Source organism: Curtobacterium sp. ME-Dv--P-122a (assembly GCF_030209645.1).
GTDB classification, from domain to species: domain Bacteria; phylum Actinomycetota; class Actinomycetes; order Actinomycetales; family Microbacteriaceae; genus Curtobacterium; species Curtobacterium flaccumfaciens.
The window spans coordinates 98,170-117,462 of sequence record NZ_JARVRO010000007.1; the positions used below are offsets into that span (position 1 = coordinate 98,170).

General features: G+C 73.0%; 9 protein-coding genes and 1 other RNA gene. All 10 read left to right on the plus strand.

Going from position 1 to position 19,293, the window contains the following annotated elements; all coding sequences use genetic code 11:
- Positions 1–31 precede the first annotated feature (31 nt).
- Positions 32–128: signal recognition particle sRNA small type (gene ffs / locus QRN49_RS09185), an RNA gene on the plus strand.
- A 233-nt stretch (positions 129–361) separates the two neighbouring features.
- Complete coding sequence (locus tag QRN49_RS09190; protein ID WP_284755242.1) at positions 362–7,984, plus strand: choice-of-anchor G family protein; 7,623 nt, start codon at positions 362–364, stop codon at positions 7,982–7,984.
- 164 nt (positions 7,985–8,148) lie between these two features.
- A complete protein-coding gene (locus QRN49_RS09195) occupies positions 8,149–10,968 on the plus strand; it encodes a DNA polymerase III subunit gamma and tau (protein WP_284755244.1) in 2,820 nt (939 codons plus the stop codon).
- On the plus strand, positions 10,968–11,567 hold the full coding sequence (gene recR, locus QRN49_RS09200) for a recombination mediator RecR (RefSeq protein WP_017888680.1): 600 nt from the start codon (positions 10,968–10,970) through the stop codon (positions 11,565–11,567). The genes QRN49_RS09195 and recR overlap by 1 nt, the downstream gene beginning before the upstream one ends.
- Positions 11,568–11,683: 116 nt before the next feature.
- Complete coding sequence (locus QRN49_RS09205; RefSeq protein WP_017888681.1) at positions 11,684–12,949, plus strand: aspartate kinase; 1,266 nt, start codon at positions 11,684–11,686, stop codon at positions 12,947–12,949.
- A gap of 43 nt (positions 12,950–12,992) precedes the next feature.
- Entirely contained in the window at positions 12,993–14,045 is a 1,053-nt protein-coding gene (locus tag QRN49_RS09210) for an aspartate-semialdehyde dehydrogenase (RefSeq protein WP_284755247.1), read from the plus strand.
- 98 nt (positions 14,046–14,143) lie between these two features.
- Positions 14,144–15,631 (plus strand): malate:quinone oxidoreductase, encoded by a 1,488-nt coding sequence (locus tag QRN49_RS09215; protein WP_284755249.1) that lies wholly within the window; start codon positions 14,144–14,146, stop codon positions 15,629–15,631.
- A 58-nt stretch (positions 15,632–15,689) separates the two neighbouring features.
- Positions 15,690–16,844, plus strand: coding sequence for an Rv2578c family radical SAM protein (locus QRN49_RS09220; protein WP_284755251.1), 1,155 nt, complete (start codon positions 15,690–15,692; stop codon positions 16,842–16,844).
- A 170-nt stretch (positions 16,845–17,014) separates the two neighbouring features.
- Entirely contained in the window at positions 17,015–18,235 is a 1,221-nt protein-coding gene (locus QRN49_RS09225; RefSeq protein ID WP_284755253.1) for a sensor histidine kinase, read from the plus strand.
- On the plus strand, positions 18,232–19,293 hold a 1,062-nt coding region (locus QRN49_RS09230), incomplete at its 3' end, for a hypothetical protein (protein WP_284755256.1). The genes QRN49_RS09225 and QRN49_RS09230, both read left to right, overlap by 4 nt.

The window sequence follows — 19,293 nt, forward strand, 5'->3', positions numbered from 1 at the left end:
GAGTCTGCCCGTTGCGTCCGGTAGACTTCTCGGCGGCTCCTCACGTGACGCCATCCAGGCCAACTCCCCCAGGGCGGAAACGCAGCAAGGGTAACCAGGCTCTGGCGGGTGCGTGAGGAGTCTTCTTCGTTCCGGGTCGGGTCGGCTCCCCGGTGTCCGCCCCCCGTTCGGGAGGTCTCGCGTCCTTTTTCGTCGATGCTTGCGGACAGCTTCCTGATCATGTGTAAAGATCTGCCTCAGGAATCCCCAACCAGGATTCCGACCCTCCACCGCCTCACCAGCGGAGGAGCCTCCGCCGCCTCACCAGCGGTGGATTCCGAGGATCAGGTGGCGGGCGCGCCCGCCAGGAAAAGAGACACGCATGCGCAGGCACGCGTCGCTGCCCGGTACCCCCGTACCCTCCGCAGCGGACGAACGGACACGACGGATCACCCGCGCCGACGGCCGAGCTCGAGGACGAGCGACGGACGGTCGGCGGTTCCTCCTGCGCGGCGGCGTCGTCGCCACGGTGACGGCGCTCATCGCCGCCACCGTGGCGATCCAACCCGCTGCGGCCGCCCAGACCGACGTCGCCGAGGCCGAGGGGCTGCTGCTCAGTGGCTCCGGCATCGTCGACGCCGACGCGGTCGCCGAGCTCGGCGGCGCGTACTCCACGCGGGGCGCGACCTCGGGCGGCGGCACCACGAACCAGCCGCTCAACCTGACCGCGCTCAACGCCGTCGGGGTGGACCTCGGCAACGACGTCGACCTGCTCGGCCCGAACGGCATCGTGACCCTCGGCGTCGACGGTCAGTACGCCACGACCTCGGCCACGGGCGCGACCGCGTCGTCGGGGCTCCTGACGAACGACGGCGGCATCGGGGTCGGCACGGGGTCGGGCACCGGCGCCGCGACGCTCGACCTCAACCCGCTGTTCTCGCGCGTCGGCGCCGACACCACGGTGCTGTCGAACGCGCAGCTGGAGATCGGTGCCCTGGCGTCCCGGATCCAGGCGACGCGCGGCACCGCGGTCGAGACGGCGACCGACTACCGCATCGCCGGTGCGGAGCTGGACCTGACGAGCCCCGCGGTCGCCGGACTCAGCACCGCGCTCCGGAACGACCTGCGCACCTTCTCGGGCACGGTGAACTCCGCAGTCGGCGCGAACGGCGCCCTCGCCGGCACCACGACCGCCCTGACCGCCGACATCCAGCGGCTGCTCCGTGGCACGACCCTCGGCCTGGTGAACGTCAACGGCACGAACGTCACCGCGACGGTGGACCTGAACCTCGACGACACCCTGACCCGGGTCCTGCAGGAACCCCTGACCGACGGCGCCGTGACGATCACACCGGCGACGGGCGCGATCACGGTCGACCTCGACCAGCTGACCACGCTGAACGGCCAGCCGGCGAACACGTCGGTGCTGACCGAGGCGGCGGTGAGCTCGATCAACCGGAGCATCACGACGATCCTCGGCACCCAGCTGCCGACCGCACTGCAGACGGCGGTCGTCAACACGATCAACTCGACCGCCGTGCGGGTGAACGTCACCGCGAACGTCAACGCGGCCGGCCTCCCGCTCGCCGGACTCGCGCTGCGCGCGGACACCACGCTCGGCGCCCTCGCCGGCACGTCCCCTGCCACTGCGACGGTGACCGCGACCGGTGGCCCCCTCGGTCTGAACGCGCTCGGCACCCTGCTCGCCCCGGCGGTCAACACCGTCGTCATCCCGGCACTGCAGACCATCGTGCGTCCCCTGGTGACGGGCACGGCCCTGACGAACCTCGGCACGACGCTCACGGCGACGACCTCGGCCGTCTCCACCCTGCTGAGCCCCGTCGTGCTGCTGCTCCGTCAGGTCGTCGACCTCACCGTGAACGCGCAGGACACCACCGGCTTCCGCGACCCCCGCGGGTACGACACCGGATCGCGGAGCGTGCACGCCCTGCGGCTCTCCGTGCTCCCCGGGGCGAACGTCGCCACCGTGGACCTCGCCACCTCGACCGTGCGCGCCACGGCGTTCGCGGGTCCGACCATCACGGCGCCCACGGCCGGACAGCAGTTCACCGTGCCGTCGGCGACCTCGACCCGCAGCGTCGTCGTGAGCGGAGCCGGCGAGCCCGGTGCCGCCGTGGCCGTCAGCCTCGGCGGAGGCCTGACCGGCACCGCGACCGTCGCTGTCGACGGGACCTGGACGACGACCATCGCCGACGTCCCCACCGGTGCGTACACCGCGACCGCGACCCAGACGGTCGGCGGCACCGCGGCCGGCACCGCGACGCAGGAGTTCTCCGTCGTCGCCCAGCGCGCACTGACGATCACCACCCCGACGGCCGGTCAGACCTTCACCACCACGGGGGAGACCGCCCCGGTCACCCTGACGGGCACCGCGACGGCGAACGCGCGCATCGACGTCGACCTCGGCGGCGGCGTGACCGCGACGGGCACGGCGGACGACGCCGGCGCCTGGAGCGTCACCGTCCCCGAGGTCCCGGTCGGCGAGCAGACGGCGAGCGTCACGCAGACCGTCGGCGACACGACCTCGGCACCCGTGACCCGGTCCTTCCGGGTCGTGGCCGCAGCCGGCCTGACCGTCGACACCCCCACGGCGGACCAGGACTTCCCGCTCGCCGGCGACACCCGGTCCGTCCCGTTCTCCGGCAGCGCGCAGGCCGGTGCCCGCGTGGACGTCGACCTCGGTGACGGCCTGACCGCCACCACCCGCGCGAACGCCGACGGCACCTGGTCGACGAGCGTCACGGACGTCCCGGCCGGGGAGTACTCGGCCGAGGTCACCCAGACCGTCGGCGGCACCACGAGCGCCGCGGTCACCCGGGACTTCACCGTGACGGCGGCCCCCGCGCTCACCATCGACGAGCCGGCCGACGGCAGCACCATCACCGTCGCCGACGAGCGCTCGACCACCCCGGTGACGGTGTCCGGCTCGGCCGCCCCGAACGCCCGGGTCACCGTCGGCATCGGTGGTTCGTTCACCGCCGCGGTCACGGCGGACGAGGACGGCGCCTGGACGACGACCTTCGCCGACGTCCCGGTCGGGGAGCGCACCGTCACGGCGCGTCAGAGCGTCGACGGCACCACGTCCGGCCCGGTGGAGACCACCTTCACCGTCGAGGCGGGCGACCCGCTCGCGATCACCGCGCCCGAGGACGGCGACGTCATCACCGTCCTCGACGCCGACACCACCACCGACCTCGACCTGGCCGGCACGGCCGAGGCCGGCGCCGAGGTGCGGGTCTCGCTCGGCGACGGGCTGACCGCCACCACGACGGCCGACGACGACGGCACCTGGACGCTGACCGTCACCGACGTCCCGGTCGGTCGGTACACGATCTCGGCGACGCAGACCGTCGGCGGGACCACCTCGTCGGCCGTCCGCCAGGTCGTCACGGTGCAGGCGGGCGCCCCGCTCGCCGTCACCGCTCCGGCGCAGGACGCCACCGTCACGGTCGCCACCGACGACTCCGTCGTCGACGTCGCCGTGCGGGGCACCGCGCAGCCCGGCGCCCGCATCGAGGTCGTCCTGGACGACGGCGACGCGGTGTCCACCACCGCGAACCCGCAGGGTGCCTGGTCGGTGGTCCTCGCCGACGTCGGCACCGGCGACCACACCGCGACGGTCACCCAGACCGTCGACGGTGCGACCTCGGCACCGGTCGACCGTGACTTCGCGGTCGAGGCCGGCGACGAGCTCGTCATCGTGGCACCGGGTGACGCCCAGCAGGTCCCCGCCGGCACCGGCGGGCAGGCCAACGTGGTCGTCCGCGGCACCGCGGAGCCCGGCGCGACCGTCGCCGTCACGATCGACGAGGGCGACCCCGTCGAGGTCGTCACGGACACGGCCGGCAACTGGGAGCTCCCGACCACGCAGCTCGGCATCGGCGAGCACACCGTCGAGGCCGTGCAGACCGTGAACGGCACCGAGGGCCCGGTGGTCACGCGTGACTTCACCGTCGTCCCCGGCAATGCCATCGTCATCGACACCCCGGCGAGCGGCGCACGCTTCGTCGTGGTCGATGCCGACGCCACCGCGACCGTCCGGGTCACCGGCACGGCCGAGCCCGGCGCCGCGGTGACCGTCTCGGTCGGCCCCGGCACCCGGTTCACCACCACGGCTGACGACGACGGACGCTGGGCGGTCGACGCCACGGGTCTCGCACCGACCGGCGTGTACACGGCGTCGGCGAGCCAGGAGGTCGAGGACGTCGTGACGAGCGCCGTCCCGATCACCTTCGAGGTCGTCACGGCCAACGCGCTGACGATCACCGGTCCGGCCACGGACCCGATCACGGTCGCCGGACCGGACGTCGAGCGCGACGTCACGGTCACCGGCACCGGCCAGCCCGGCGCCGCGGTCACGGCGACCCTCGCCGGCTCCGAGGACCAGGAGACGACGGTCGGTGCCGACGGCACGTGGTCGGTCACGTTCCCCGACCTCGGCGTCGACGAGCACCAGGTCGCGGTCACCCAGACCCTGCCCGGCACCGTCTCCGACCCGCGCACCTCCGACCCGGTCGAGCGCACGGTCACGATCGAGGCCGCCGAGGCCGTCACGATCACCGCACCGGGGACCGACGCGGTCCTCCTCGTGCCGGACGCGGACGCGACGCGCGACGTCGTGGTCACGGGTTCGGCCGAGCCGGGCGCGCCGGTGACGGTGCGACTCGGCGACGACGAGGCGACCACCACCGCGGACGCCGACGGCGACTGGACGGTCACGTTCGGTGGGGTCGGTGTCGGCACCCCGGCGCTCACCGCCAGCCAGACGGTCGGCGGGACCACCGCCTCCAGTCCGGACCAGACCGTCACGGTGCGGGCCGGGACCGCGCTCGCCATCGTGACCCCGGAGGACGGCGACGTCCTGACGGTCGCCGACACGTCCGGTACCGCCGACGTCGAGGTGACCGGTCGGGCGCGGCCCGACGCCGAGGTGACGGTCCGGATCTCGACCGGCGAGACCGAGACGGTGACCGCGGATGAGGACGGCCGGTGGGAGACCACCTTCCAGGACGTCCCGGTCGGTGACCACCGCGTCACCGCGACGCAGGTCGTCGGCGGACAGACCTCGACGCCGGTGACGGCGGCGGTGTCGGTCCGTGCCGGAGCCCCGCTCGTGGTGTCCACGCCGCGGGGTGCCACCACCGTCACGGTGGCGGACGACGACGCCACCACCGGGGTCGACTTCGCGGGCACCGGTGAGCCGGGCGCGACCGTCACGGTCGACCTCGGCGACGGCGGGACCGCCACGGCGACCGTGGACGAGGACGGCCGCTGGGCGACCACGGTCGAGGACGTCCCGACCGGTTCGTTCACGGCCTCGGTCACGCAGGCCCTGAACGGCACCACGAGTGCCGCGGTCGAACGACCGGTGTCCGTGGTCGCCGCCGCGGACCTCACCATCCGTGAGCCCGGCGGCGACCCCATCACGGTGGCCGACGGTGACGCGACGACGACCGTGACGGTCGCCGGTGACGCCCAGCCCGGCGCCACGGTGACGGTCACCGTCGACGACCGCGACCCCGTCGAGGTCACCGCCGGTGACGACGGCTCGTGGAGCGTCGACGTGCCGGACCTCGGTGTCGGCGACCACACCGTCGAGGTGACGCAGACCGTGGACGGCTCGACCTCGACCACCCCGGTCGAGACGACGTTCGAGATCGAGGCGGGCGCGCGCGTCGTCATCACCGAGCCGACGGCCGACCAGGAGTACACGGTCGCCGACGCGGACGGCACGACGACGGTCGACGTCGCCGGCACCGCCGAGCCGGGCGCGACCATCGTGGTCGACCTGGGCGACGGTCGCACCGAGTCGACCACCGCGGACGACGACGGCGCGTGGAGCGTCTCGGTCCCCGGTGTGCCGGCCGGCACCACGACCGTGAGCGTCACGCAGCGCATCGACGACACCGAGTCCGAGCCGGTGACGGTGGACGTCCGCGTCCTCGTCGCCGACCCGATCACGATCGCCACCCCGGCGGACGGCACCACGATCCGGGTCGCCCAGCGCGACTCGGTCGCGACCCTCACCGCCGCGGGGGCCGCCGAGCCCGGTGCCGAGGTCCGTGTCACGATCGACGGCGGCGACGCCCGGACCGTGACCGCGACCGACGCCGGCACCTGGAGCGTCGACCTGCCGGACACCACCGTCGGCGAGCACACGATCCGTGCGACCCAGACGGTCGACGGGTCGACGTCCGCAGCGGTGCGCAGCACCTTCACCGTGGCACCCGGTGCCGCGCTGACGGTCACCGCCCCGGCCGACGACACCACGTTCACCGTGCCGAGCACCGACCCCACCGCGACCGTCCCGGTCGGCGGCGAGGGCCAGCCCGGCGCGACGGTCCGTGTCGTCCTCGACGACGCCGACCCGGTCGTGGTTCGTGTCGGCACCGACGGGCGGTGGGAGACCACGCTGACCGACGTGCCGGCGGGCGAGCACACGCTCGTCGTCACCCAGGTCGTGAACGGCACGACGTCCGACCCGATCGAGCGCGACGTGACCGTCGTGGTCGCCGCCGCGGACGCGATCGTCGTGACCAGCCCGGCCGACGGCACCGACCACCGGGTGCTCGGCGGCTCGACCGACGTCCGCGTGTCCGGTACCTCCGCACCGAACGCCGCCGTCTCGGTCCGCATCGACGACGGCACCGCGGTCACCACGACCGCGGACGACGACGGTACGTGGTCCGTGACGGTGCGGGACGTCACCGAGGGATCCCACACGGTCGCCGCCAGCCAGACGGTCGACGGTGCCACCACCGACGCTCCGCAGGTCGGCTTCACCGTGACGGCCGCGACGCCGGTCGTCATCTCGAGCCCGACCGACGGCCAGGAGTTCCCGACCACGGGGTCGACGACGTCGGTCCCGGTGAGCGGCACCGCCGAGCCCGGTGCGACCGTCACGGTCGACGTCGACGGGCGGACCGCCACGACGACCGCCGGCGACGACGGTTCGTGGACGGTCACGATCGGTGGCGTGCCCCTCGGGGACCACACGGTGTCGGTGACGCAGACGGTCGGCGGTCGGACCTCCGACCCGGTGACCGCCGACGTCACGGTCGTGGCCGCGCAGGAGACGGGCATCGTCATCACGAGCCCCGACCCCGGGCAGCTGATCCAGGCGGACGGCTTCAGTGACACCGGCTCGTTCACGGTGACCGGTCAGGCCACCCCCGGCGCCGCGGTGACGGTGACCCTGTCCACCGGGCAGGTCCGCACCACCACCGCCGACGACGAGGGTGCGTGGAGCGTCGTGTTCGAGCGCGTCCCCGAGGGGGAGTGGACGATCGGCGCCACGCAGTCGGTGAACGGCACGACCTCGGCGGCGCCGCAGGTGCCGATCGTGGTCGACACCCTGGAGCCGCTCGCGATCACTTCGCCGACACCGGGTTCGCAGTACACGGCGGACGAGGACGGTGACCACGACCTGATGGTCACGGGCACCGCCGAGCCCGGCGCGACCGTCACCGTGCAGCCGATGGGCCGTGATGCGGTCGCCACGACGGCTGACGAGGACGGCGAGTGGTGGGTCATGGTGGCGCTGCCGGTCGGTGGGCACATGCTGCGGGTCACCCAGTCGGTCGGCGGGTTCACCTCGCAGGCGCAGATGCTCCGCGTCATGGTGATGGACGATGCCGTCGACCCGGAGGAGCCCGGAACGCCCGGGACCCCGGGGACGCCCGGCACCCCCGGGACGCCCGGAACGCCCGGAACGCCCGGAACGCCGGGTGCACCCGGTCTGCCCGGGACTCCGGGGACCGGCAGCGGCTCCGGCACCGGGACCGGCACCGGCACCGGCGGTGGCTCCGGGAACGGCTCCGGCACCGGGATCGGTGGCTCCGGCAACGGCACCGGTGCCCTCGCCTGGACCGGCGCGGACGTCGTCCCGATCGCCGGCACCGCGGCGGGCCTGGTGGCCCTCGGGTTCCTGCTGCTGGGGCTCTCCCGCCTCGCCGGCAGGCTCCGTCGCCGCACCCGCGGCTGAGTCCGCACCAGCGTCACACACCGCGCCTCCCGCCCGTCGACCAGACGGACGGGAGGCGCGGTGCCGTCCGGGCGCTCGGCCCACCGCCGACGGGTGGTCCGGCCCGGCGGGACGACCTGTGGACGGGCACGCGGGTTGTCGGTCGTGACGGCTACCCTTGTCGCGTGGTCACCGCCCTGTATCGCCGTTACCGGCCCGAGAACTTCGCCGAGCTGATCGGGCAGTCGCAGGTCACCGACCCGCTCCGCACGGCGCTCCGCACGAACCGCGTCAACCACGCCTACCTGTTCAGCGGGCCCCGTGGCTGCGGCAAGACGACGTCGGCCCGCATCCTGGCGCGCTGCCTGAACTGCGCCGAGGGCCCGACCGACACCCCGTGCGGCGTCTGCCCGAGCTGCGTGGAACTCGCCCGCGACGGCAGCGGTTCGCTCGACGTCATCGAGATCGACGCCGCGAGCCACAACGGTGTCGACGACGCGCGTGACCTGCGCGACCGTGCCGTGTTCGCCCCGGCTCGCGACCGCTACAAGATCTTCATCCTCGACGAAGCGCACATGGTGACGCCGCAGGGCTTCAACGCGCTGCTCAAGCTGGTCGAGGAACCGCCGGAGCACGTCAAGTTCATCTTCGCGACGACCGAGCCCGAGAAGGTCATCGGCACCATCCGGTCGCGCACCCACCACTACCCGTTCCGGCTCGTCCCGCCCGCGGTGATGCTCGAGTACATCGAGCAGCTCTGCACGCAGGAGTCCGTGTCGGTGGCCCCCGGCGTCCTGCCCCTGGTGGTGCGTGCCGGCGGTGGATCCGTCCGTGACACCCTGTCGCTGCTCGACCAGCTGATGGCCGGCAGCGAAGACGGTGCGATCGCCTACGAGCGTGCCGTGGCCCTGCTCGGCTACACCGACGCCGCCCTGCTCGACGACGTCGTCGACGCCCTGGCCGTCGCCGACCCGGCGTCCGCGTTCGCCGCGATCGACCGCGTCGTGCAGACCGGACAGGACCCCCGCCGTTTCGTCGAGGACCTGCTCGAGCGCCTGCGCGACCTGATCGTCGTCGCGGCGACGAACGAGAGCGCCGCCGCCGTCCTGCGCGGGGTCTCACCGGAAGAGCTCGACACCATGAGCCGCCAGGCCGGGGTCTTCGGCGCGACGGGGCTCTCCCGCTCCGCCGACATCGCGAACCGGGCCCTCACCGAGATGACCGGCGCGACCTCGCCCCGGTTGCACCTCGAACTCATGACGGCCCGGATGCTCGTGCCCGAGGCCGACGACACCCAGCGCGGAGCCCTCGCCCGGGTGGAGCGACTGGAACGTCGTGTTGGGGTGGGCGACGCCGGTGGACACCAGGCCGGCACCGGCGAGCAGTCCGCTCCCGCCGTCGCCGCTGCACCGCGTCGTGAGCAGCCGGCAGCCGCGGCTCCCGCAGCGCCTGCTCCCTCCCTCGCCCCGACGCCCGCTCCGGCAGCGGCTCGTGCGACGCCCGAGCGTCCCGTCGAGCAGCCCGCCGCGCCGCAGGCCGACTCCGGAGCCGTGGCCCGTGACGCCGCAGCGTCGTGGGCAGCGGTCGCTCCGAGCACTCCTGGAGCGCCCGGACAGACCTCGACCGAGCCCGCGAAGTCGGAGCCCTCGAAGCCGGAGCCCTCGAAGTCCGAGCCCTCGAAGCCCGCGGCCGAGCCGGTCAGCCCGTCGTCCACCGGTCAGGGCACGACGATCGGTGACGAGCCCGCCGTCCGGACCGTCGGTGCCGTCGGCTTCCAGCAGATGCGCGACTCCTGGCCGCAGATCGTCGAGCACGTGCAGCACGCCAAGCGTTCGGCGTGGTCGGTGGTCGTCACGGCGCAGGTCACCGCGCTCCGCGACGACGTGCTGACGCTGACGTTCCCGAGCCAGCAGGACGTCGCCTCGTTCAAGGAGATGTCCGACCCCTCGGCGAGCGTCAGCGAACTGCTCCGCGCCGCCATCGTGGACGTCCTCGGGCTCCGGGTGAAGTTCGTCGCCCGCGGGCCCGGACAGCAGCAGCGTCCCCAGCAGCAGCAGCAGCAGCAGCAGCAGTCGGCTCCGGCACAGCAGGCCGCACCGGCCCAACGTCCGGCGCCCGCTGCCCAGGCGCCCGCCGCCGCCGCGACCCCGGCCCCGGCGCCGGCGCCCGCAGCACCGGAGTCCCCGGCACCGGCGTCCGCTGGTGAGCCCACGCCGACGGCTGCCCCTGCCGCTGAGCCGAAGGCCGCGTCGGCAGCACCCGGGTCGACGGCAGCCCCTGCGCCGACGGCAGCGCCCGCGCCGAAGTCCGTGCCGGCGACGAAGTCCGCACCGGAGCCGAAGGCAGCGCCGACCGCGTCCGCCCCGCAGCACGACCAGGCACCGGCCGAGCCGTCCCCTGCTCCCTCGGGAGCGCCGGTGACGGACTGGGCGGTCGCGACGATCCCCGCCAGCGACCCCACCGCCGAGGCCGTCCCGGAGTCCGTCGAGCCCAGCTGGGCAGCGCCCTTCGGCACCGTGCCGGCGTCCGCGCCGGTCGCCCCCGCCGAGACGAGCACGCCCCAGCCGGCCGAGTCGGCACCGTCGGCCGCACCCGCGCGACCGGGCGCTGCCACTGCGGGGCAGCCCGACGGCCCGACCACCCCGGGGCCGCAGGCGGCGTCCGGAGCGGGAGCCGTGCCTCCCGGCGGTCCCGTCGTGCCGGGCGTCCCGGTCGATGACTACCCACTCGACGACGAACCGTACGACGACGGTACCCCGTTCCCCGACCCGGGGATCGGACGCGGCGCAGCGCCCGCAGCCGCCGCGCCGGCAGCCGCGGCGCAGGCAGCCCCGGTGCAGCAGGCCGCACCGCAGCGCGCGGCCCAGCCCGCCGCCGCTCCCGCGCGCACCGCACCGCCCGCACGCCGCGCCCCGGTCGCCGGCCGGTACGGCGAGGCCGTCGTGCGTGAGATCCTCAACGCCCAGTTCATCGAGGAGACCGCTCTCCACCAGGACGGTGCCTGATGTACGACGGGATCGTCCAGGACCTCATCGACGAGTTCGGTCGCCTGCCCGGCATCGGCCCGAAGTCGGCGCAGCGCATCGCCTTCCACATCCTGCAGACCGAGTCGTTCGACCCGAGCCGGCTGTCCGAGCTGCTCGCCGACGTCAAGGAGCGGGTCCGCTTCTGCGAGATCTGCGGCAACGTCACCGAGAACGTCCAGTGCAGCATCTGCCGCGACCCGCGCCGCTCGCCGGCGACGATCTGCGTGGTGGAAGAGGCGAAGGACGTCGCGGCGATCGAGCGCACCCGCGAGTTCCGCGGGCTGTACCACGTGCTCGGCGGGGCGATCAGCCCGATCGACGGCATCGGACCGGACGACCTGCGCATCCAGCAGCTCATGACGCGTCTGGCCGACGGCACCGTGGCCGAGGTCATCATCGCGACCGACCCCAACCTCGAGGGCGAGGCGACGGCTACCTACCTCAGCCGGCTGCTCGTCCCGATGGGCATCCGCACCACGCGGCTGGCGTCGGGGCTGCCGGTCGGCGGCGACCTGGAGTACGCCGACGAGGTCACGCTCGGTCGTGCCTTCGAAGGTCGCCGCGTCGTCGGCGGCTGACCGCCACGCAGGATCCTTGCGTCGGGGCCCGCTCGCACGCAACATCCCCGAAACACCGACTACCATTGTGAGACCGCGTGACCTCGCGGTGTCGCCGTCTCCGGGAGTACCAGCCAGTGGCCTTGATCGTGCAGAAGTTCGGTGGTTCATCCGTCGCGGACGCCGAGAGCATCAAGCGCGTGGCGAAGCGGATCGTCGAGACGAAGAAGGCCGGCAACGACGTGGTCGTGGCAGTGTCGGCGATGGGCGACACCACCGACGAACTCGTCGACCTGGCGCACTCCGTCACGCCGATCCCCGCCGGCCGTGAGCTCGACATGCTCCTGACCGCGGGGGAGCGCATCTCGATGGCGCTGCTCGCGATGGCGATCAAGAGCCTCGGGGTCGAAGCGTCCTCCTACACCGGCAGCCAGGCCGGCATGCTCACCGACGCCCAGCACGGCAAGGCCCGCATCGTCGACGTCACCCCGAAGCGCGTGCGCGAGGCGCTCGACTCCGGCCACGTCGCGATCGTCGCCGGGTTCCAGGGCTTCAACCGCACCACGGGCGAGATCACCACGCTCGGCCGCGGCGGCTCGGACACCACCGCCGTCGCCCTCGCCGCAGCACTCGACGCCGACGTCTGCGAGATCTACACCGACGTCGACGGCATCTTCACCGCCGACCCCCGCGTCGTGCCGAAGGCCCGCAAGGTCGACCGCGTCACCAGCGAGGAGATGCTCGAGCTCGCAGCCTCGGGTGCCAAGGTCCTGTACATCCGCGCCGTCGAGTACGCCCGGCGGCACGGCGTCACCCTGCACGTCCGGTCCTCGTTCAACAACAACGAGGGCACCATCGTCTACAACCCTGCCGAGGGGGAAACCGTGGAAGAACCGATCATCACCGGGATCGCCGGAGACCTCTCCGAGGGCAAGATCACCGTCGTGGGGGTCCCGGACCAGCCGGGCAAGGCCGCCGAGATCTTCACCAACGTGGCACGCGCCGGGGCGAACATCGACATGATCGTCCAGAACGTGTCGGCAGCGTCGACCGGGCGGACGGACATCTCGTTCACCCTGCCGAAGGACCAGGGCCAGACCGTGCTGACGGCGCTCGAGGTCGCGAAGGCCGACATCGGCTACGAGAGCATCCAGTACGACGACCAGATCGGCAAGCTCGCCCTGGTCGGCGCCGGCATGCGCACGAACGCCGGCGTCTCGGCGCAGCTGTTCCGCGCCCTGCACGACGCGTCGATCAACATCGAGATGATCTCCACGTCCGAGATCCGCATCTCGGTCGTGACCCGTGCCGACACCCTGAACGAGGCGATGCGCGTCGTGCACAGCGCGTTCGGCCTCGACGCCGACGCCGAGGCCGTCGTCTACGCCGGCACCGGCCGCTGACGCCCGTCGACCCGTCGATCCGCTGAACCACCAGGAGCACCGCATGAGCACCCTCACCGTCGCCGTCGTCGGCGCCACCGGCCAGGTCGGAGCCGTGATGCGTCGTCTGCTCGAAGAGCGCGCGTTCCCGGCCGACCGGGTCCGCTTCTTCGCGAGCGCCCGTTCCGCCGGCACGACGCTGCCGTTCCGGGGCGAGCAGATCGTGGTCGAGGACTCCGAGCTCGCCGACCCGTCCGGCATCGACATCGCGCTGTTCTCCGCCGGGGCCACTGCCTCGCGGTCCCTCGCGCCGAAGTTCGCCGCCGCCGGGGCACTCGTCGTCGACAACTCCAGCGCCTGGCGCATGGACCCCGACGTCCCGCTCGTGGTGAGCGAGGTGAACCCGCACGCCATCGACCAGGCGCCGAAGGGGATCATCGCGAACCCGAACTGCACGACCATGGCGATCATGCCGGTGCTCAAGGTGCTCGACACGGAGTCCGGGCTCCGCCGACTCGTCGCCACGACCTACCAGGCGGTCTCGGGTTCCGGGCTCGCCGGGGTCGAGGAACTCCTGGGTCAGGCGAAGGCCGCGCTCGAGCAGGACACCGCTGCGCTGACGCACGACGGATCCGCCGTGACGTTCCCCGAGCCCGTCAAGTACGTCCGTCCGATCGCCTTCGACGTCGTGCCGCTCGCCGGCAGCATCGTCGAGGACGGCCTGGGCGAGACCGACGAGGAGAAGAAGCTCCGGAACGAGAGCCGGAAGATCCTCGAGCTGCCCGACCTGCTCGTCGCCGGCACCTGCGTGCGCGTCCCCGTGTTCACCGGGCACTCCATCTCGGTGCACGCCGAGTTCGAGCGTCCGCTGTCGCCCGAGCGTGCGACCGAGATCCTGTCGAGCGCACCCGGAGTCGAGCTCTCCGACGTCCCGACCCCGCTGCAGGCCGCCGGCCAGGACCCGGCGTTCGTCGGCCGCATCCGCGCCGACCAGTCCGCGCCCGAGGGCCGCGGCCTCGTCCTGTTCGTCAGCAACGACAACCTGCGGAAGGGTGCCGCGCTCAACGCGGTGCAGATCGCCGAGACGATCGTCGCGCGCCGCTCCGTCGACGCGTAGCGCGCCCCGGGCGCGACCAACAGACGGACAGGAGGCCCGTGGCGACACCGCCACGGGCCTCCTGTCCGTCTGTCGGGTGCCGCCGGTAGGATCGACGGGTGGCAGAGCAGCAGGTGGACCCCATCGACGTCGTCCTGATCGGCGGAGGCATCATGAGTGCCACGCTCGGGGCCATCATCCACAAACTCGAGCCGAGCTGGAAGATCCGCGTGTACGAGCGGCTCGGCACGGTGGCGCAGGAGTCCTCGAACCCGTGGAACAACGCGGGCACCGGGCACTCGGCACTGTGCGAGCTGAACTACACGCCGGAACTGCCGGACGGCCGCGTCGACATCGCGAAGGCCGTCACGGTCAACGAGCAGTTCCAGGTCTCGCGGCAGTTCTGGGCGCACCTGGTCGAGACGGGCGTGCTGCCCGAACCCACGAACTTCATCAACCCCACGCCGCACATCTCCTTCGTGTGGGGCGAGGCCAACGTCGAGTACATGCGCGCCCGGTACGAGGCCATGCGCGGCCACCCGCTCTTCGCGGGCATCGAGTTCTCGGACGACCCGGCGCAGATCCGGAAGTGGGCGCCGGCGCTCATCCCCGGCCGCAAGAAGGACCAGCCGATCGCGGCGACGTACTCGGCGGCCGGTTCGGACGTCGACTTCGGGTCGCTCACCCGCCAGCTCTTCGACCAGCTCGAGATCGACGGTGTCGAGTTCGAACCCTCGCACCAGGTCACCAACCTGACCCGCTCGAAGGTGTCCGAGGGCTGGGTGCTCAACGTCCGCAACGAGATCGGCCGGTCGACGCAGCGCATCGCCGCGAAGTTCGTGTTCGTCGGCGCCGGCGGCGGAGCCCTGCACCTGCTGCAGAAGTCCGGCATCCCGGAGATCCGCGGGTACGGCGGCTTCCCGGTGTCGGGCGAGTTCCTGCGCACCGACGACCCCGAGGTGGTGCAGAAGCACTCCGCCAAGGTCTACGGCAAGGCCAGCGTCGGTGCCCCGCCGATGTCGGTGCCGCACCTCGACACCCGCATCGTCGACGGTGGGTCGTCGCTGATGTTCGGGCCGTACGCGGGGTTCAGCCCGAAGTTCCTGAAGCAGGGCTCGGTCCTCGACCTGTTCCGCTCAATCCGACCGCACAACCTCCGCCCGATGCTGAGCGTCGCGTTCTCGAACTTCGACCTGGTCCGCTACCTGGTCGGCCAGCTCCTGGCCTCGAAGCACACCAAGTTCGAGGCGCTCCGCGACTTCATGCCGAGCGCCGAGCCCGAGAACTGGCACCGCATCACCGCGGGGCAGCGCGTCCAGGTGATCAAGCCCGACAAGGACAAGGGTGGTGTGCTGCAGTTCGGCACCGAGGTCATCACCGCTGCCGACGGCTCGATCGCGGGGCTGCTCGGCGCATCGCCGGGCGCCTCGACCGCCGTGCCGATCATGCTCGCGATGCTGCGCCGGTGCTTCCCGGACCGGTGGGACGGCTGGCAGGACGACGTCCGAGCGATGGTGCCGACCTACGGGCAGGACCTCGGGGACGACCCGGCCCTGGCCGACGCCACGCTCGAGCGCACCGCGAAGGTGCTCGGCCTGCACCACTGAGGCCGGTCGTGGTCCGCTCCGGCTTGCGGTCTGTTCGAACGTGTGTTCGAATGACGGCATGCGGTGGAGTGGACAGGCGATCGACGCCGAGCAGAGCGACGCGCTGCCCGGGATGGAATCGAACAGCGGGTTCGTCCGGAGCGTGACGACGCCCGAGTTCGCCGGGGTGACCTTCCACGAGGTCCTGGCGAAGAGCGCCCTGAACCGGGTGCCGAGCGCGGACGGGTCGGGCACGTACGGCTGGACGATCAACCCCTACCGCGGGTGCAGCCACGCCTGCGTGTACTGCTTCGCCCGCCCGACCCACACGTACCTGGAGTTCGACGGCGGCGCCGACTTCGACCAACAGATCGTGGTGAAGACGAACGTCGCCGACGTGCTGCGTCGTGAGCTCGGCAAGCCCTCGTGGGACCGCCACCCGGTGGCGCTCGGCACGAACACCGACCCGTACCAGCGGGCCGAGGGGCGGTACCGGCTGATGCCCGGGGTGATCGAGGCGCTGGCGGAGTCGCGCACCCCGTTCAGCATCCTGACCAAGGGCACGCTGCTGCGCCGCGACCTGCCGCTGCTGGCCGAGGCGGCGAAGGTGGTGCCGGTCGACCTCGCGATGTCGATCGCCGTGTACGACGACTCGCTGCAGCAGTCCGTCGAGTCCGGCACCCCGACGACGTCGGCACGGCTGGCGACCGTGCGGGCCATCCGCGACGCGGGGCTCGACTGCGCGGTGTTCCTGATGCCCGTGCTGCCGTACATCACCGACACCCGAGCGCACCTCGACGACGCCGTCGGTCGGGCGACCGCGGCCGGCGCGACGAGCATCATGTACTCGGCGCTGCACCTGCGGCCGGGCGTCAAGCCGTGGTGGTTCGAGTGGCTCGGCCGCGAGCGACCCGACCTGGTGCAGCGGTACCGCGCGATGTACCTCGACAACACCTACGCGCCGAAGGACTACCGACGGTGGCTGTCGGAACGCATCCGCCCGATCCTGGCGGCGCACGGGGTCGGACTGGGGCGCGTGGACCCGGCGACGGGGTCGATGGGCTTCTCCGAACCGCGGACGCTGCGGCCGGGCGTGCCGCAGGGGCTGGGCCCGGGCGGGCCACAGGCGCTGCCGCAGGAGCAGTCGGTGCCGACGGTGTCACCGCTGAAGCGCGCGGACCCCGGGTTCGACCAGCGGCTGCTCCGGCCGACGGCCGCACAGACGCTGTTCTGAGGGGCGTCCGTCCGGGTCGTGTCCGGTCCACGTTCGGGGGACAGCAAGACCCCGGTCCGGGCCGCTATCATCGTGCGGGTCGCCGCACGGCCCCGGATTCGGGGTACACGGCCGCTGCTCCGGTGGTTGGATCGTGGACGGCGCCCTCGCCACCCGGAAGGATCCACCTCGTGCTCGGCATCCCCACGCACCTCGCACCGCGAGTGAACGCGTGGTCGACCGTGCGCGCATTCCACGCCGGCGCCATCGGGTCCCTGTTGGCCGCGGCCATCACCCTCGTGCTCTACGGGCTGTCCGAGCCCGGGGTGCAGGTCGTCGGCACCGCGCTGGCGGTCGTCCCGATGCTCGCCATGATCGGCGTGCACGTGCAGTTCGGCACCCGGGTCTCCGCGATCGCGTTCCTGGCCGTCGGCGGTGTCTGCGCCTGGTGGTTCGCCGTCGGGGTCCAGCAGCAGGTGCCGACCGGGTGGGTGACCTCGTACCTGATGTCCCTCGTCGTGATCCCGCTCATCCTGGTCGGGGGAGCCGGCGCCGTGCCGAGCCGCGTCGTGCTGTGGTCCTTCGTGGGCTTCCTGACCGGACGACTCGCGACCTGGATCGCCATCGTGCAGGCCGACCAGTCGCCCCGTCCGCTCATCCTGGCCTGGGTGACCCTGGGCTTCGTGGTCGCGCTCGTGCTCTTCACGACCCGCAGCACGGGGCGGAGCGAACGGGTGCAGCCCGAACTCCTGCGCTCGGCGCGCGAAGAACACGTGTCCGCCTACCGCGCCGGGGTCGAGGCCGAGGCGTCCGCGATCCTGCACGACACCGTGCTCAACCACCTGGGCGCGATCGCCCTCGCCCCGGACGGCCCGATGGACCCGCACCTCGCCGAGACGGTCGACGCCGACGTCGCGGTGCTCACCGGCAAGGGGTGGCTCGCGCCGGCCGCCCGCCCGAGTCCCGGGGCCGCGGCCGAGGCGTTCGGCACCATGGTCGACGAGCACCGGACGCTCGGGCTCGACGTGACCGTCTCGGGTGACACCTCCGCGCTCGAGCGCCTGGACCAGCGTGCGCTGTCGGCGGTCGTCCGGGCCGTCGGCCAGTGCCTGGCCAACGTGCGGAAGCACGCGGGGACCGACGCCGCAGAGGTCAGCGTGTTCGACGACAGCGCGTCCTGCACCGTCATGGTCGTCGACGACGGTCGTGGGTTCGACGAGGACGCCACCGGAGCCGACCGGATGGGCCTCCGCGGTTCGGTGCGTGAGCGGATCGGCCGGGTCGGCGGTGACGTCCAGATCTGGTCGTCGCCCGGTTCCGGCACGAGCGTCATGATGACCGTGCCGTACGGACCGGTCACCGGCGCGGTCACCGTGCCGGCGGTCAGCGACGGCCGGGGGACCGAGCGATGAACGCGATCCGGCAGCGGCTCGGGTCCGGTCCGGGTTCCCGTCGCACCGCGCAGCAGTACGACCCGCTCGGCGCGATGGGGTCGCGGCCCCTGGCCGTCGTGCTCGGGGCCGGCAGCGTCCTCTGGGCGCTGCTCGTGTCGATCTTCGACCGCGACGTCGTGGGCAGCCCGACGCTCAGTGCCCTCACCGTGCTGCTCGTCGCGGCCTCGGCGGTGGTGGTGCTCGCCGCCTCGAGCCCGTTCCGTGCGCCGTTCCCGCGGTCGGCCTTCGTCGCGCACGTCGGGTTGCTCGGCCTGGCATCGGTGACGAGCGTCGCCGCGCAGTGGGGACCGGACCGCAGCGCCCTGAACGACTTCATGTCCCTGATCACCGCGACCGGCATCGTCATGGTCGCGCCGTACCGTCCGTGGACCGACCTGACGATCGGCGGGCTCGTGCTGGCCGCGGTGAACGCCGTGACCTGGGGCGCCGGTGCTGCGGAGTTCCCGCACGAGGTGCCGGTCGCCGTCGCGGCGTTCCTGGCCGCGGCACCGACGCTCGTGCTGACCGCCGCGTCCGCGGTGTTCGCCTGGACCTTCGCGGGGCTCGCCGAACGGGTGCAGATCCGTGCCGGGTCGTACTCCGTCGCGCGCGCCGAGCGGGACGGCATCGCGGCGAGCGTGCAGCAGGACCGCTCGACGATCCTGTCCCGCGACGTCGCCCCGTTCTTCGCCGAACTCCGCACGCGCGACGTCATCACCGACGCCGACCGTGCCCGTGCCCGTGCGATCGCCGACGGCATCCGCGCGTCCATGGTCGCCGACGCCGACCGCACCTGGTTCGAGCACGCCGTCCGGGTCGACGGCGGCCAGGCGCCGGTGGTCGACGACCCCGACGGCCTCATCGCGACGCTCGACACCGACCAGCGGGCGGTCGTCCGCACCTTCGTCCGTGCGGCCCTCCGTGCCTCGACCGTCGACCCGGCCGGCTTCCGCGCGACGGTGCGACGAGCGGACACCCTGGCGGACCCGGCGCGCCAGGCCCGCCCGGCGGCCCACGCGGCCCCGGCTGCCCCCGCG